Origin of the sequence: Aquimarina aquimarini, from assembly GCF_900299535.1 — a bacterium.
GTDB classification, from domain to species: domain Bacteria; phylum Bacteroidota; class Bacteroidia; order Flavobacteriales; family Flavobacteriaceae; genus Aquimarina; species Aquimarina aquimarini.
Window position 1 is genome coordinate 64877 of the sequence record NZ_OMKE01000049.1, and the last position, 16153, is coordinate 81029.

The following is a 16153-nucleotide window of genomic DNA, read 5'->3' on the forward strand; positions in this document are numbered from 1 at the left end:
AATTATTTATTTTGTGGTATTAAATTGATGAGTTACCCATTGTTGACCCCAATTTTCTTTCTCTTCTTCACTCCAAAGATTAGGAAAAAACATGATTCTCTGAAAACTTGGAGGCAAGAAACTTTTCCAGTTGGTTCCTCCAGTAGCTTTAACCTCTCCTTTTCCTTTACTGAGATATCTATAGGCTGCACCCATATGCATTAATAACCAATTAATATTCACATTAGTGTCAAAAGTACGTAATGCTTCTATAAGATGGGTATTATTTCGCTCTTTTTCGGGAAGCTCCTGATATTTATGAAAAATAGTACTGTGCTGTACTTGCTGTGCAATACGCATCATTCTTGGCGTATATCTATATTCAAATTGTTTGAGAGTTAATGTTTTTTCACCTGTATCTTTATCTGTCGCACCAGATTTCCAGTATAAGTATTCAAACACTTCTCCTAATTCGTCTTTTTCAGAAAATTGATTTCTTTCTTTAGAACTCACCAAATGCACCAAAGGAGTTGAATAAATCTCGATTAATCTAAATTGCACTGATTGAAAACCACTAGCTGGCAAAAGAGACATTCTATATTTGAGAAATTGCTCTTTATCCATTCCTTTGATCATCACATCAAAAGAGTTAATTAAAACATTAAAATAGCGATTTACTCTTTCTATTTTTGATATAAAAAATATAGCTGTTTGCAACTTATCATCAATGATTTGTTTTAACTCATGTATGATAAGTTTAAAATACAATTCTGTAATCTGGTGATATGTAATAAATATCTCTTCATCAGGAAAATGAGTTCTGGGTATTTGCAAACTCAACAATGTATCTAGATGGATATAATCCCAATAGGTAAGATATCGGTCGTGAAGAAGACCGTCTAGGTATGAGCCTAGGTCCTGACCAGAATTTTTAAATTTTTTTTCTAATTGCTTTATTTTTTCAGCAATCTCTGGTTTTATAGATTCATTCATTAATCTACTATAATTTTAAACGGGTGTTTTAGCCCTTTGAAGGCATCTAAATCTGCTTTTATAGAACCTACTAGTATATCTGCTTTTATTCTTACTGGCATTCTATTATCATCATCACTCACCCACACAGTCATACTTTCTTCTTCTTTAAAAATCCTTTCTGCTTGCACATAGGGTCTGAATTTTAAACATGCAATTTTACCCATTTTAGTTTTAATAACTTCTCTTCCTAAAAACTTTAACTTAAATCGATAGTTTTCATTATCAAAAAACATATTTACATATTGTTCATCCCCTTTTTTTAGAGAAGATGTATTGATCTTATTACGTAAGTAATAAAACGAAGACATCATATCTTGTACTCCAGGCTTGATCGCAAAAGATTCTTTGGTGTTATATTTTTTATTAAACACTCTTGCTTTATTTCCTTTATAATCAAAATTGATTTCTATATCCTTGGTATGCCCTCCTTCATTTATCTTTCTAATAAAACGATATGGTTTTACCTCTTGTCTATCTATATATGTTTCATAATAATCTTCTACTTTAAAAAAAACACTTAAAATACCAGATGATTTACCAGTCCCGATTATATGATGTACTGGTACGCCATTTAGTTTTTCATCTTTAATTTCTAGTGTTGCATAACTAGCTGTAAAAAGACCGTAATGAATTCTAAATTTGAACCATTCTCCTGCATCAAACGCTTTATGGTTTTTTTGAGAAGAAACAGTCATGGCACTTATTCCTAAAAGCAATGTAAAAATATACTTTTTCATAGTATGGGGGCATTGTTATTATTCGACTTATATATTGATTGGTTATATATAATTACAATATCCATTCCAAAAATAACATTTAATGTGAAGAGATAAAAACTAATATTGCTATCAAATTTAAAATATAAAAACAAAAAGAGAGCCACCACAGCTCTCTCTTTTACTTTTATTAACCAACTAAAAACTTAAATTATGAGAATAATTATTGTTATTAGATATAGGCGGTAACCACTCCACCTCTATTTGCAAAATTGCACTTTTTTTGAATAATTATCAAACGAAAACGTTTTTTTATTATGAATTTTAACATAAGTTTATACTGTAACCTATAAAGATTGCATTTTTCTCAAAAAAACTAAAAAACCATTATACTTAATAAAAATCGTGTTTTTCAAAAAAACTAACCAAGCTTACACATTAAATAGTTGGCTTAATTTATAGGTTCATACTGTTTTACTACCTGATTTATTTTTCCAAAAATAGTTTCTCCTTGGTCATTTTTCATTTCGATCTCTATACGATCTCCAAAACTCATAAAGGGAGTTTTAGGCTTCCCATCTTTTATAATTTCAAGACATCTAATTTCAGCAAGGCAGCTAGACCCATTAGGACTCCCTTGGTTTGCAACTGTACCAGATCCTATTACTGACCCTGCCATCAACGATCGAGATTTGGCTGCATGGGCAATCAATTGACCAAAATCAAATGTCATATCAACACCTGCATTAGGAGTTCCTATAATTTTAGAGTTTACTGTAGAAATAAGTGGCAAATGAACCTTTCCTCCATCCCAAGCATCTTCTAATTCATCAGGAGTTACTACTACTGGAGAAAATGTAGTCCATGGTTTTGATTGATAAAACCCAAATTGCTTAGATAACTCGTTAGGAATCAAATTCCTCAAAGAAACGTCATTAATAATTGCAATAAGCTTGATATGGTTTCGTGCATTTTTTGCATTTACTCCTGCAGGAACATCGTCTGTTATTATAGCTACTTCAGATTCAAAATCAATCCCCCATTCTTCATTCTCAATTTCAATATCATCATTTGCTCCTATAAATGCATCTGAAGCCCCCATATACATTAAAGGGTCTGTCCAGAAGGTTTTTGGTAATTCTGCATTTCTTGCCTTTCTTACCAATTCTACATGAGTAACATAGGCACTACCATCTGCCCAATGATATGCTCTAGGAATAGCTGCCATTGTTTCTGATGAATTAAAATCAAAAACATCAGACAACTCATTATTTTGCAATTGCTTGTATACTTCCTCCAATTGAGGCGCAATAGTATCCCAATTATCCAATGCTCCTTGCATTGTTTGAGCTATCTCAGGAACTTTTACAGCCTTGGTTAACGCTTTATTTACTACAATTAACTGACCGTCTCTGGTATGATTTTTTATTGTTGCTAATTTCATTTTTATGTTTTTACATAGAAGTATACGTTAGATTATACTCCTTGCTTTTATATAATAAGTTGATGGATATAATTACACACACTAATGTATACCAAATGAAGCACATAGTATGTCTATACAATTGGTATACAATAATGGATATAAGAAAACAGATTTGTTTTCCTGATGTATGTTATTTAATCTGACAGGTGTTTCTACAAAGTACCTCGCTGCTCTTGCTCTCTTTCTATAGCTTCGAATAGTGCTTTGAAATTACCTTTTCCAAAGGATTGAGCTCCTTTACGCTGTATAATTTCAAAAAACATGGTAGGCCTGTCTAGTACTGGTTTTGTAAAAATCTGAAGAAGATACCCTTCATCATCCCGATCGATTAGAATTCCTAATTCTTTGAGCGGAGCAAGATCTTCATCTATTTCACCAACACGATCTAAAACTGTTTCATAGTAACTTGCAGGAACGGTAAGAAAATCCACTCCTCTTTCCTGAAGTTCAGAAACAGTTTCTATAATATTGTCTGTTGCCAATGCCATGTGTTGCACTCCTGCACCATTGTAAAAATCAATATATTCTTCTATCTGTGATTTTTTTCTTCCTTCAGCAGGTTCGTTTATAGGAAACTTAATACGTCCATTCCCATTACTCATTACCTTACTCATCAAGGCCGTATACTCTGTAGAAATATCTTTATCATCAAAAGATACTAATTGTGCAAATCCCATAACTTTGGCATAAAACTCGCACCACTTATTCATTTCATTCCACCCCACATTACCTACCATATGGTCTATAAACTTAAGCCCTGTAGATTTTGTTTTATACGGTTTATCCCATGCAGTATATCCTGGTAAAAACGTTCCGTGATACTCTTTTCTTTCTACAAAAATATGCACTGTTTCTCCATAAGTATGAATTCCTGAAAATACCACTTTACCATTTTCATCTTCCTCTACTCTAGGTTCCATATATGATTTAGCTCCTCTTTTTACTGTTTCTTCATAGCTTTTGGTTGCATCATCAACCCAAAGAGCAACAGCTTTTACACCATCTCCATGTGCATTTATGTGATTATTGATTTCTCCGTCAGGTTGTAATGGCGATGTAAGGATCAAACGTATTTTATCTTGTTGCAACACATAAGATACGCTATCCTTTCTTCCTGTTTCTAACCCAGCATAAGCGACTATCTGAAACCCCCATGCGGTTTGATAATAATACGCTGCTTGTTTGGCATTGCCAACATAGAGTTCTACATAATCTGTTCCTAATAATGGTAAAAAATCTCCAGCTTCTGGAACTAATTTTTCTAAATTTTGAGGTGTTGTATTACTTGACATAATGTTTTTGATTTATATAAATTAAAATAAATGAATCAACAAGAAATGTTTTATTGAATTTCTTGGACAAATTGATTTTAAAGCGCGCTACCACATCGCCCTTAAATGGGCTGTAATATCCTTCCTGTAATTTAGCATACTATAAAATATATTTCTAAAAAAGCACCCATGCATCTTATTGATTATAAATCATTTAATCGACAGGTTTTTGTTAATTAATCTAACCATGATTTATGATACTCCTCATCAGCTATTTTCATAGCTTCTTCTGTTACCATAAGAGGTTTAAAAGTATCTACCATAACTGCTAGTTCATCAGTTTTGGTTTTACCAATACTTCGTTCTGCCGCTCCAGGGTGAGGCCCATGAGGAATTCCTGCTGGGTGTAGTGAAATATGCCCTGCATCAATATCATTTCTACTCATAAAATCACCATCTACATAATACAACACCTCATCACTATCTATATTACTATGATTATAAGGTGCAGGAATACTCTGTGGATGATAATCATATAATCTTGGTACAAAAGAACAAATCACAAAAGCATCTGTCTCAAAAGTCTGATGTACTGGTGGTGGTTGGTGTATTCTTCCTGTAATAGGCTCAAAATCATGTATAGAAAAAGCATACGGAAAACTATATCCATCATATCCAACAACATCAAAAGGATGTGTTGCATAGATCATATCAAAGATTTCATCTTGCTTTTTTACTTTGATCAAAAAGTCTCCTTTTTCGTCATTTGTTTCCAACTCATATGGTCTTCTTAAATCACGTTCGCAAAATGGCGAATGCTCTAATAACTGTCCAAACCAGTTACGATATCTTTTGGGAGTATAAATAGGTCTTCTTGATTCTACAATAAACAAACGATTATCTGTAGTATCAAAATCAAGCTTATATATTGTCCCTCTTGGAATAACGATATAATCTCCATATTTAAAATCAAGATTACCAAGGTGACTTCTAAATTTTCCACTTCCGCGATGTACAAAGATCAATTCATCAGCATCAGTGTTTTTGTAAAAATAATCTTTGGTAGACTCTTTTGGAGCAGATAAAATAATACTTGCATCACTATTGGTAAGTACATTTTTTCTGCTTTCTAAGTAATCATTTTCTGGAGCTACCTTAAAACCATGAAATCTATATGATTTAATATTGTTTTCGATTGCCACTTTGGGAGCTACATTATAGCTTCCTTTAATTTCTTTTACCTGTGTAGGTCTTTGACAATGATAAGAATTAGTAGACATTCCGTCGAAACCTATTGTTCCGAATAATTGTTCATAATATAAACTACCATCAGGTTTTTTAAAGATGGTATGACGCTTGGGAGGTATTTCTCCTAATGAATGATAAAAAGGCATAGTATTGCATGTTTAAGATAGTAACTACTTTTTTTGATAAAGACAACAAATAGCAAGGTTACCTTATTCGGGATTCCGTTTAATAAGGTAGTGTAGTAGTAATAATAAATCCTGCCAAAACAAGCTCATAAGAACACAAATATCGTAAATATTTCTATTCTTTTGTAATTTAATTGTTTAAAACCAAAAACCAATGCTAAAAAACCAATTACTTTCTTCCAGTTCAGGAGAATATGTATACTTAACTTGTATTGGTCCTGCAAAGGTATCTAAACCATATCCTAAAGCATATCCAGAATACTCAGGGTCCTCAAACCACCTTCCTGTGCTAAATAGTTTATTACCTGCATTAGCAAAATTAGCAGATGCATTAATGTGATTTTTCTTAAACACCTCATAATCTATAGAAAAATATGCTTTTGCAAAACTTCCTCCTGTTATTCCCAAAAAGTCATATCCATAAAAAGGGATAAAGTTATTGATAGTTTTAGCCCCAAAACCTCCTAATAAAAAATTAAGAGAATTAAATTCTGTATTTCCTATTTTGGTACCTGCTTCCATTCCCATATTTGCGGATAGATTTTTATATATAGGCGTAGCAAAACCTAGGTGTGCCTTTGCAATCGAAAATTCATTAAAAGTATTTGTGAAATCAGAAGAAAAGAGATAAGTGTGCAAATCCCCTTCAAATAAAAATCCTCGTTTTGGAAAATACTTATTGTTATATGTATCAAGTTTTACATATCCAAAAGCACTCCAGTAATCACTATCATCAAATACTGTTCTTGGTACTTGATTTTCATCTTCTCCAAATGTTTCAGAAATAATATTAAGACGTTTATATTCTGCCCCAAGACCAACTGAAAAAGTTTGTTGTAATAATGTTTCTGCATATGCTTGTATATTAAGGTCTGCATATTCTATATCGATGGTATTGATTCCAATATCTGGGGGAGTCTCTCCAAACTCGCCTAAAAAATCAAAATCTATAGGCTTCCTAAATTTTGTATACCGAGCTTTTAATCCAGTACTCCAATAAAACCCTTTATCAATATAATAATCCAAATTATATCGAATATTATCTCCTAAAGCAACATCCACAGAAAGAACATCATTGTCTACCAAAAGCCTTTTTCTGGTTACATTCACCAAAGCTGCTGTTTTATATAAATCATCATAATGTAATGCAAAACGCAATAACATTTTGTTTTCACTTTCTTTGACATTAAGAACTAATTCTTTTCCTTCTTTATTATCAACTAATCTATGGCTTACCCGATCAAAATTCCCTGTAGCTGATAAGTTATTGATTCCTTCATTTAGCTTTTCATAGGTAGTGACTACTGGGGTTTTAAGCTTTAGTTTTCCTTTGATATAGGCTCTGGTATATCGTTCATGTCCTGAAATAACTAAGCTATTAACCACAATGGTTTCTGAGTTTTTTGGTACTGGTGGGGGCACGACAAGCTGTTTTTGTCGCATAGCAATAGCTTTCAGCTTTTCAAAATTAGCAAATGCTGCTTTCTCTCCATTGGTAATAATCTGATCTGCCTGATCAAAGGAAAGTACTGAAAAACCTTTAATAGAAGGTTTAATATAAAGATCTGTTTCAGATACCTTGTCTCTCATGGCTTTGTAGGTTCTGAAATTACTGATTTGCAGCATGATATTAGTCACCGAATTCAACTGATCCTTTGACATCAAGCTATCCTGTACATCAATACCTATTACTACCTCTGCTCCTTTCTCTTTAATTTCTTTTACAGGGTAATTATTAGCTACTCCCCCATCAGTCATCAAAACTCCGTTTAATTCTATCGGACTAAAAACAGAAGGCAACGCACCACTAGCAGCAACAGCTTCTGGCAAATATCCTTTATCTATAAGTACTTGTTCTCCTGTTTCAATATTGGTTGACATACAGAAAAAAGGGATAGGAAGTTTATCAAAATCTTGTATATCATTTACATGTGCAGTATATCTAGAGAGTTGATTGTAAAAATTCTGCCCTTTAGACAACCCTTTGGGTAAATCAATCTTAAACTTATCAAAAGGAAGAGTAATAGCGTACTTCTCTGAATCTTCACGTTCATAAAAAGTTTTAGCATCTCTAGGCAACTCATCTTGTATAAAAGCATCAAAATCAACCGCTCTAAATATAGAGTCTAATTCTGCAGCACGATATCCTGATGCATATAATGCTCCTACAATTGCCCCAATACTTGTTCCACCTATATAATCAATACGTACTCCTGCTTCTTCTATAATTTTTAATGCTCCTATATGCGCGAGTCCTTTTGCTCCACCACCACTCAATACCAACCCAACTTTTACATCTTCTATGTCAGAATTATCATCTAACACGTTGTTTCCTTGTGACCAAATTATAGTAGGGATAAAAAACAGAAAAAGCATTACCACACCTATATAAAATTCTATTTTATCATGTTTTACCACCCTTATTCTTTTTAGAAAGATAATAATTATACACTTTGGTTGCGCGTGAATTCCCTATCACTTCTATCAATTCTTCTAAAGAAGCTTCGCTTATTCTTTTTACAGACCTAAAATGCTTTAATAATTCTACAACGGTCTTTTCTCCAATTCCAGGAATTAAATCCAATTCAGTTTCTAAAGCTGCTTTACTTCTTTTTTGCCTATGAAAAGTAATCCCAAATCGATGGGCTTCATTACGCAAATGCTGAATAACTTTCAACGATTCTGATTTCTTATCCAAATACAATGGTATTGAATCTCCTGGATAGTATATTTCCTCTAATCGTTTCGCGATCCCTACAATAGCTATTTTTCCTCTTAAACCGAGTTCTTCTAAAGCTTTCAACCCAGAAGAAAGTTGTCCTTTTCCTCCATCTACAATTATCAATTGCGGCAAAGGCTGCTCTTCTTCTGTCAATCGCTTGTAACGTCTATACACAACCTCTTCCATCGAAGCAAAATCATTAGCTCCTTCTACAGTCTTTATATTAAATTTTCTATACTCTTTCTTACTTGGCTTTCCATTTTTAAAAACCACACAAGCAGCAACAGGATTGGTTCCTTGTATGTTTGAATTATCAAAACACTCTATATGCCTAGGTTCTTCTGAAAGCCTAAGGTCTTTTTTCATTTGAGCCATCAAACGTTTTATATGTCGATCAGGATCCATAATCTTGATTTGCTTAAAACGTTCTTGTCTATAGTATTTTGCATTTCGCAATGATAGATCTACAATCTTTTTCTTATCACCTAATTGCGGAATAGTGATTTTTAACTTTTCTCCAACATCTACTTCAAAAGGAACAAATATTTCTCTAGACATCGAGCTAAAGCGTTGCCTAATATCAATAATTGCTAATTCTAATAATTCTTTATCAGATTCATCCAGTTTTTTTTTGATTTCTGTGGTATGAGATCTAATAATAGAGCCGTGCGATAATTGAAGAAAATTAATATAACCATAGGATTCATCTGATATAACCGAAAACACATCAACATTACTTATTTTTGGATTAACTACAGTTGATTTTGCTTGATACTTCTCTAATATCTCTATTTTCTCTTTAATTCGTTGTGCATCCTCAAACTCCATTTTCTCAGCATGCACCATCATCTGATCTTTAAAACGAATCAAAGATTCTTTGAAATTGCCTTTTACAATTTGGCGAATCGCCTCTAGGTTTTCGGTATATTCTTTTTCTTCCTGTAAGTCCTCACAAGGGCCTTTACAATTACCCAAGTGGTACTCTAAGCAAACTTTATATTTTCCATTGTTGATTTTTTCCTGAGACAAATCATACGTACATGTTCTAAGAGGGTATAGTTCTTTGATAAGATCCAAAAGTGTATGAACTGTTTTTACCGAGGTGTATGGCCCAAAATATTCTGAACCATCTTTAATAAGTGTACGAGTAAGAAATATCCTAGAAAATCGTTCTTTTTTAATGCAAATCCACGGATATGTTTTATCATCCTTGAGCATAACATTAAACCGTGGCAAATATTTCTTAATCAGATTATTCTCTAGTAACAATGCATCTGTTTCTGTTTCTACAACAATATGTTTTATGTTGTAGATTTTCTTTACCAGAAGCTTTGTTTTATAATTATCATGATTTTTTGTAAAATAAGAAGTGACTCTTTTTTTTAAATTCTTTGCTTTCCCTACATATAGTAATTTATCATCCTTGTCATAGTATTGATATACCCCTGGACTGGTAGGCAGTGTTTTTATTTGTATGTCTAATGTTGCTGCTTCCATATTCTAACTGTAAAGTTAAGGGTTTACCTCAATTGTAATACAACTTAGCGATGTTTAAATTTTTGTTAACTACTTAAAAAAGGAGGCTTTTCTATTAAAAATAAGGGATGACCCACAATGCTTATTGATTTTTACTACTTTAGTACTTCTAATACCAGTATGTCTTTTGAAGAGAGAAAAAAAAATAATTAACCAAACCAACAAAATAGGGTTTTCACTTTTGGAATTAAAAAGTATCATTGCAAAAGTCAATAAATATTATTGTATTAACACATATAAAATCAACATAAACTCACAATACAATCTTCTGGGTGTAATATATCAACATTATAACGACCAAGAACTTATAGTCTCGTATACTCATATTATATACTTTCTTAAATTGATTGACTTTAGATATACTAATGGTAATTTTTGGGATACTACTCAATCAAAAAAACATCTTATAACCTAACCTTGCAATGAATATCAAAATTTTGTCGCGTAGTACAAATTTATACTCTACCAACGCATTAATTCAAGCAGCAGTAAAACGCAAACATAATGTACAAGTAATTGATCCTCTTAGCTGTGATATTGTTATTGAAAAACAAAAGCCTGAAATATATTATAGAGGTAAAAAATTAGACCATGTAGATGCTGTAATTCCTAGAATTGGATCTTCCAATACTTTTTATGGTACTGCTGTAGTGCGACAATTCGAATTAATGAATGTATTTACCACCCTCAAATCTCAGGCTTTACTTCAATCCAGAGATAAACTCAGGAGTTTACAGATATTATCAAAGGCAGGATTAGGGCTTCCAAAAACGGTATTTACAAATTATTCTAAAGACACATCAGAGGTTATCTCTCATGTAGGGGGAGCTCCTTTAATTATTAAACTTCTTGAAGGTACTCAAGGTCTAGGCGTTGTTCTTGCTGAAACCAAAACAGCTGCAGAATCCGTATTAGATGCATTTAATGGCCTACAGGCAAGAGTTATTGTGCAAGAGTACATCAAAGAAGCAAAAGGAGCCGACATTAGAGTTCTTGTAGTTGATGATCGGGTAGTTGGCGCAATGAAAAGACAAGGAAAAGAAGGTGATTTTCGTTCTAATTTACATAGAGGAGGCACTGCCTCTACAATTACCTTAAGCAAGGAAGAAGAACAAGCAGCCATAGAAGCTGCAAAAGCTTTGAAAATGGGAGTGGCTGGAGTAGATTTATTACAGAGTAAAAGAGGCCCTCTTATCCTTGAAGTAAATTCGTCTCCTGGTTTAGAAGGCATAGAAAATGTAACACAAAAAGACATTGCAAAAACTATTATTCGTTATATAGAAAGAAGCTTGTAATACGATGACCAAAACAACCGAAAAAAATATTCTCAATATCTTAGGCAAAGAAGTGTTGCCAGGAACTAGCACTACAATCAATTTTAATATTGCCAAGTTATATACTTCTACCAAGGTAGAGATTCCTATTATTATTGAGCGCTCAAAACATCCAGGCCCTACTGTACTAATAACTGCTGGTATTCATGGCGATGAAATAAATGGTGTAGAAGTAGTACGACAAATTATTGCTAAAAAAATCAACAAACCATCAAAAGGAAGTATTATTTGTATTCCTGTTCTTAATGTATTTGGTTTTTTGGGTATGAATCGTTTTTTTCCTGATGGTCGTGACTTGAACAGGGTCTTTCCTGGTACCAAAAATGGTTCACTTGCCAGTCGTTTTGCCCATCAGTTTATTAATGAAATTTTACCTACCGCAGATTTTTGCCTAGATTTCCACACTGGGGGAGCTAGCAGGTTTAATGCTCCTCATGTGCGTGTTGATCCAAAAAATGAACAATTGATAGCGCTTGCTAAAATTTTTAACGCTCCTTTTACCTTACTATCTAAAAACCTTGATGGCTCATATCGAGCAACTTGTGCAAAAAAAGGAAAAAATATTTTATTGTTTGAAGGGGGTAAATCTCAGAGTAGTAGTAAAGAAATAGCTAGAGAAGGGGTGCAAGGAACTATGAGAATACTACATCATTTAGGTATGCTACACTCTAATTTTGACCTTCCTATTCGTGATTCTGACACTTTGGTTATCAAAAAAAGCTTCTGGATGCGAGCAAAATACAGTGGCTTATTACATATCAAAATACCAATTGGCAAACATGTAGAAAAGGGAGAAATATTAGCTACTATTACTGATCCTTATGGCAAAATGAGACATGTAGTCAAAGCAAGTAACGAAGGATATATTATAAATGTAAATGAATCCTCGATTGTATATAAAGGAGATGCCATTTTTAGAATAACCAAAGAATCTGTAAATGAATAAAAAAGAGCTTAGAGTCAAATACAAAATGCTTAGATCACAATTGAGCCTTGATCAAATAGAAGACCAGAGTATTGATATTGCTAATCGTTTACTCACACTACCAATTTGGGAAAAGACATATTATCACATTTTTCTACCTATTGAAAAACAAAAAGAAATCAATACTGAATTTATTCTTAATATTCTTTTGGGTAAAGATAAAAATGTAATTATATCAAAAAGTAATTTTACAGATAATACACTGGATCATTTTTTGCTTACTGATACTACTGTAATACAAACAAACTCTTGGGGTATTCCTGAACCCATAGATGGAATTCCTATTCCTGAGAATAAAATTGAAGTTGTCTTTATCCCCCTATTAGCTTTTGATCAAACAGGAAATCGAGTAGGTTACGGCAAAGGGTTTTATGATAAATTTCTAGCAAAATGTAATCCTAATACCTTAAAGATCGGTCTATCGTTTTTCTCTGCAGAAAAAGAAATTGATACTATTCTGGGTACCGATATAGGTTTGGATATATGCGTCACTCCTACAAAGGTATATCACTTTAAAAAGTAATTTAAGCTTCTTTTTGAGGGAATGCTCTCTTATTAAAAATAATTAATAAGAATACACCTACGCTTATTGCTGAGTCTGCAATATTAAATACAGGATCAAAAAATGAAAAATGCTCACCTCCTACAAAAGGAATCCACTCTGGCAAAATATCATCATAAAATGTAAATTGAATCATATCTACTACTTTACCATAAAAAACTCCTTCATACCCTCCTCCTTCAGGCAGAAAGCTTGCTACATGGATATTGGTGCTCTCACTAAACAACATGCCATAAAATATAGAATCTATAATATTTCCAAAAGCACCTGCAAAGATTAATGCAATACAAAATGTAAGTATTGCCGAGCTATTCTTACGAACCGAATCATACAACCAGTACCCTATTCCTGTAATTGCAACTACTCTAAATAAGGTGAGAACTAATTTACCATAACTTCCTGGAAGTTCTACTCCCCACGCCATTCCTTTATTTTCTACAAATATGATGCGAAACCAATTGAAGACCTCTATGTCTTGATGAAGAGTAAAATGAGTTTTGATATAAATTTTGGAAATTTGATCAATAAGTAATACCAAAATTATAACTAAAATAGATTTCTTTAAAGACATAAATATGTTGATTTATCTGGCTATAAAAGCGACGGACAAAAATAGTGTTTTATTGGTGAAACTCAAATTACAAAATTAAAGAAGAGCCATATTTAATGGTTTAACAAGAAAGGTTCAAAAAAATTGCCCTACACCCCAAATAAAAATTAGTGATAAACCGTCATATCTTTGGGATGTAGGGTATTTTTTGAATAAACATCTACCTGATATTTATTGTAGATATCAAATAAACAATTATTTACATTTTACACTATATAAACAAAATTACCTATTTCTTAATTTTTTGCATTCCTTGATTTGTTTTCCAATCAATCAAAGGAGAAGAATAGTATTTAACATTCATACGCTCTAGAAAAGGCCCTTGGTTTGCTAAACGCACTTTATAATCCTCCCAATTACGGTTCTCCTTAGCAGTCCATCCAATTTCTGCATAACCTATAGCTCTAGGGAAAGCTAAATATTCTAGCTCATCAATATCGCTAATAGTCTCTGACCAAAGAGGCGCTTCTATTCCCATAATACTTTTCAAGGGCACATATGATTCTGGAGTCCAAATATATGCTGTATCTGTTGGAATATGACCTACCCAATCCAACCCATACTTGGAGAGAGAGTCATACTTCATATCTAAATACGCTTTTTCAGCTGGAGACATAATAATTTTCATTCCTTTAGATACTGCAACCTGAGTATTTTTCTTACCTCTCCAATGTTGAGAGATAGAAGAAGAGCTTATATCTGCATTGGCTACCTCATCCCATCCAATCATACGTTTCCCATACTTTTGCACAATTTTCTCTACCTTATTTACAAAATATATATAGTCTTCCTTTTTGGTCACTAGACTTTCATCTCCCCCAATATGAAAATACGGCCCAGGAGTAATAGCAGCTACTTCACGAATAACATCATCTATAAATGCATATACTGTATCTTTTTTGGTATCAAAAGTGCTAAATCCAACTCTGGTTCCTTTATACAATTTAGGTGTCTTACCATTTCCGTTCAGAAAAGGATAGGACACTGAAGCAGCATTTGTATGCCCAGGCATATCAATTTCTGGTATAATAAGTATATGACGAGCTGCAGCATAATTCACAATATCAGTATATTCCTCTTGTGTATAAAAACCTCCAGATTTTCCTCCTACTTCTGTACTCCCACCAATTTCTGTAAGTTTAGGCCATGATTTAATCTCTATACGCCACCCTTGATCATCAGTAAGGTGTAAGTGCAATACATTAAATTTATAATAACTCAACACATCGATATATTTCTTAACATCCTCTACAGCAAAAAAATGACGAGCCACATCTAACATAGCACCTCTATATTCAAATTGAGGAGAATCTATAATTTTGCCTGTTGGTATTACCCATACTTTATTTTTTGTAAGCGTATCATTACTTATTTCTGGAATAATCTGGCGCAATGTTTGAATACCTCTAAAAGCACCTGTGGCTGTACTTGAATGTAATGTAATCGTATCTTGAGCGATATGCAATTGATAGGCTTCTGGAAGGTTCTGATCAAGAGTATCCGATTTACGAATATTAATGACCGTTTCTATAGTTGTAATAGTATCGATATTTACTGGTAGCTCTATACCTGTCTTAGATTTTATTTTATCTGCCAGAAAATTCCCTACCTCTTCAAAACCTTCTACATCTTTAGAAGTGTAAATCGCTGTATACTTATCAAGAGCAAAACCATCATTTGTAGAGATTATTTCTAACGGTTTCGGAATTAAATTCTCTTCAACCAAATTCGTTTCTGGAAAATTGATAACCCTCTTTGGCTTTGGTTGGGTGCAAGAAATAGTTGTGATTGTAAAAAGTATGGCAAATAAACTGCCAACAGAGGAGAGTTTTATCATCATTGTTTAATTTAAGGTTTATACGTATATCTTCTATTATGTTTATATAATGAGTTACTATTTAGCTCTGCATAGACACTAATAGTAAATAAAAATCATCAAATCCTTCCAAAAAAGCATATTCAGGGACAAAAAACTAATTAGTATACTACAAAATTGAAAAATGCTGATTCAAAAAAACATTTATATCTATCAAAATAAAGCCTCATAACTTTTAAAGTTATGAGGCTTCTATATAATATATTATTTAATACACTAGCTAGCTTTGCATGTTTTTTGCTTCAATACTTAATGTAGCATGAGGAACTAGTTTTAATCGTTCTGGATTAATTAATTTACCTGTTACACGGCAAACACCATACGTTTTATTTTCTATACGCAATAATGCATTTTTTAAATCACGCACAAATTTCTCTTGCCTGATAGCAAGTTGTGTATTTGCTTCTTTAGACATTGTTTCACTACCTTCTTCAAATGCTTTAAATGTTGGTGAAGTGTCATCTGTACCATTATTACCATCATTTTTGTATGCACTACGCAACAATTCTAAATCATTCTGTGCTTTTTCCATTTTTTCAAGGATAATCTCCTTAAAACTTGCTAAATCTGCATCACTGTACCTTACTTTGATATCTTCTGCCATATTC

General features: G+C 32.8%; 13 protein-coding genes. 3 read left to right on the forward strand and 10 right to left on the reverse strand.

Annotated elements, in window-relative coordinates; genetic code table 11:
* Positions 1 to 6: 6 nt before the first annotated feature.
* The 7 genes from DG508_RS17940 to uvrC all read right to left on the reverse strand — a co-directional run bounded on the left by DG508_RS17940 (position 7) and on the right by uvrC (position 10139).
* Positions 7 to 972 (reverse strand): tryptophan 2,3-dioxygenase family protein, encoded by a 966-nt coding sequence (locus DG508_RS17940; RefSeq protein WP_108869464.1) that lies wholly within the window; start codon positions 970 to 972, stop codon positions 7 to 9.
* Entirely contained in the window at positions 972 to 1751 is a 780-nt protein-coding gene (locus tag DG508_RS17945) for a DUF3108 domain-containing protein (protein WP_108869465.1), read from the reverse strand. Before DG508_RS17945 ends, DG508_RS17940 begins: the two co-directional genes overlap by 1 nt.
* Positions 1752 to 2181: 430 nt before the next feature.
* Positions 2182 to 3174, reverse strand: coding sequence for a fumarylacetoacetate hydrolase family protein (locus tag DG508_RS17950; RefSeq protein WP_108869466.1), 993 nt, complete (start codon positions 3172 to 3174; stop codon positions 2182 to 2184).
* A gap of 194 nt (positions 3175 to 3368) precedes the next feature.
* A complete protein-coding gene (gene hppD, locus DG508_RS17955) occupies positions 3369 to 4508 on the reverse strand; it encodes a 4-hydroxyphenylpyruvate dioxygenase (protein WP_108869467.1) in 1140 nt (379 codons plus the stop codon).
* A 215-nt stretch (positions 4509 to 4723) separates the two neighbouring features.
* Complete coding sequence (locus tag DG508_RS17960) at positions 4724 to 5881, reverse strand: homogentisate 1,2-dioxygenase (protein ID WP_108869468.1); 1158 nt, start codon at positions 5879 to 5881, stop codon at positions 4724 to 4726.
* 177 nt (positions 5882 to 6058) lie between these two features.
* Complete coding sequence (locus DG508_RS17965) at positions 6059 to 8338, reverse strand: patatin-like phospholipase family protein (RefSeq protein ID WP_328515279.1); 2280 nt, start codon at positions 8336 to 8338, stop codon at positions 6059 to 6061.
* The gene (gene uvrC, locus DG508_RS17970) at positions 8325 to 10139 is read right to left on the reverse strand and encodes an excinuclease ABC subunit UvrC (protein ID WP_108869469.1); all 1815 of its coding nucleotides are present in this window, start codon (positions 10137 to 10139) and stop codon (positions 8325 to 8327) included. The genes DG508_RS17965 and uvrC overlap by 14 nt, the downstream gene beginning before the upstream one ends.
* A gap of 461 nt (positions 10140 to 10600) precedes the next feature.
* On the opposite strand from uvrC, the gene rimK reads away from it, so the two are divergent.
* Genes rimK through DG508_RS17985 form a run of 3 tightly spaced genes read left to right on the forward strand, consistent with a single transcriptional unit; the run spans position 10601 to position 13020 of the window.
* Positions 10601 to 11473, forward strand: coding sequence for a 30S ribosomal protein S6--L-glutamate ligase (rimK, locus tag DG508_RS17975; RefSeq protein WP_108869470.1), 873 nt, complete (start codon positions 10601 to 10603; stop codon positions 11471 to 11473).
* Positions 11474 to 11477: 4 nt separating this feature from the next.
* A complete protein-coding gene (locus DG508_RS17980; protein WP_108869471.1) occupies positions 11478 to 12458 on the forward strand; it encodes a succinylglutamate desuccinylase/aspartoacylase family protein in 981 nt (326 codons plus the stop codon).
* Entirely contained in the window at positions 12451 to 13020 is a 570-nt protein-coding gene (locus DG508_RS17985) for a 5-formyltetrahydrofolate cyclo-ligase (protein ID WP_108869472.1), read from the forward strand. Before DG508_RS17980 ends, DG508_RS17985 begins: the two co-directional genes overlap by 8 nt.
* A gap of 1 nt (position 13021) precedes the next feature.
* Here the strand turns inward: DG508_RS17985 and DG508_RS17990 are convergent, their stop codons facing one another.
* The 3 genes from DG508_RS17990 to DG508_RS18000 all read right to left on the reverse strand — a co-directional run bounded on the left by DG508_RS17990 (position 13022) and on the right by DG508_RS18000 (position 16149).
* Positions 13022 to 13630 (reverse strand): lipoprotein signal peptidase, encoded by a 609-nt coding sequence (locus tag DG508_RS17990; protein WP_108869473.1) that lies wholly within the window; start codon positions 13628 to 13630, stop codon positions 13022 to 13024.
* A 268-nt stretch (positions 13631 to 13898) separates the two neighbouring features.
* Positions 13899 to 15506, reverse strand: coding sequence for a beta-N-acetylhexosaminidase (locus DG508_RS17995; protein ID WP_108869543.1), 1608 nt, complete (start codon positions 15504 to 15506; stop codon positions 13899 to 13901).
* A 259-nt stretch (positions 15507 to 15765) separates the two neighbouring features.
* Positions 15766 to 16149 carry a TraR/DksA family transcriptional regulator gene (locus DG508_RS18000; RefSeq protein WP_108869474.1) on the reverse strand — a complete coding sequence of 128 codons (384 nt, stop codon included), beginning with the start codon at positions 16147 to 16149 and terminating at the stop codon, positions 15766 to 15768.
* Positions 16150 to 16153 lie beyond the last annotated feature (4 nt).

Bases quoted from the DNA above. Each gene is read 5' to 3' on its own strand.
- DG508_RS17940 (WP_108869464.1), bottom strand. From the start codon at position 972: ATGAATGAATCTATAAAACCAGAGATTGCTGAAAAAATAAAGCAATTA.
- DG508_RS17945 (WP_108869465.1), bottom strand. From the start codon at position 1,751: ATGAAAAAGTATATTTTTACATTGCTTTTAGGAATAAGTGCCATGACT.
- DG508_RS17950 (WP_108869466.1), bottom strand. From the start codon at position 3,174: ATGAAATTAGCAACAATAAAAAATCATACCAGAGACGGTCAGTTAATT.
- hppD (WP_108869467.1), bottom strand. From the start codon at position 4,508: ATGTCAAGTAATACAACACCTCAAAATTTAGAAAAATTAGTTCCAGAA.
- DG508_RS17960 (WP_108869468.1), bottom strand. From the start codon at position 5,881: ATGCCTTTTTATCATTCATTAGGAGAAATACCTCCCAAGCGTCATACC.
- uvrC (WP_108869469.1), bottom strand. From the start codon at position 10,139: ATGGAAGCAGCAACATTAGACATACAAATAAAAACACTGCCTACCAGT.
- rimK (WP_108869470.1), top strand. From the start codon at position 10,601: ATGAATATCAAAATTTTGTCGCGTAGTACAAATTTATACTCTACCAAC.
- DG508_RS17980 (WP_108869471.1), top strand. From the start codon at position 11,478: ATGACCAAAACAACCGAAAAAAATATTCTCAATATCTTAGGCAAAGAA.
- DG508_RS17985 (WP_108869472.1), top strand. From the start codon at position 12,451: ATGAATAAAAAAGAGCTTAGAGTCAAATACAAAATGCTTAGATCACAA.
- DG508_RS17990 (WP_108869473.1), bottom strand. From the start codon at position 13,630: ATGTCTTTAAAGAAATCTATTTTAGTTATAATTTTGGTATTACTTATT.
- DG508_RS17995 (WP_108869543.1), bottom strand. From the start codon at position 15,506: ATGATAAAACTCTCCTCTGTTGGCAGTTTATTTGCCATACTTTTTACA.
- DG508_RS18000 (WP_108869474.1), bottom strand. From the start codon at position 16,149: ATGGCAGAAGATATCAAAGTAAGGTACAGTGATGCAGATTTAGCAAGT.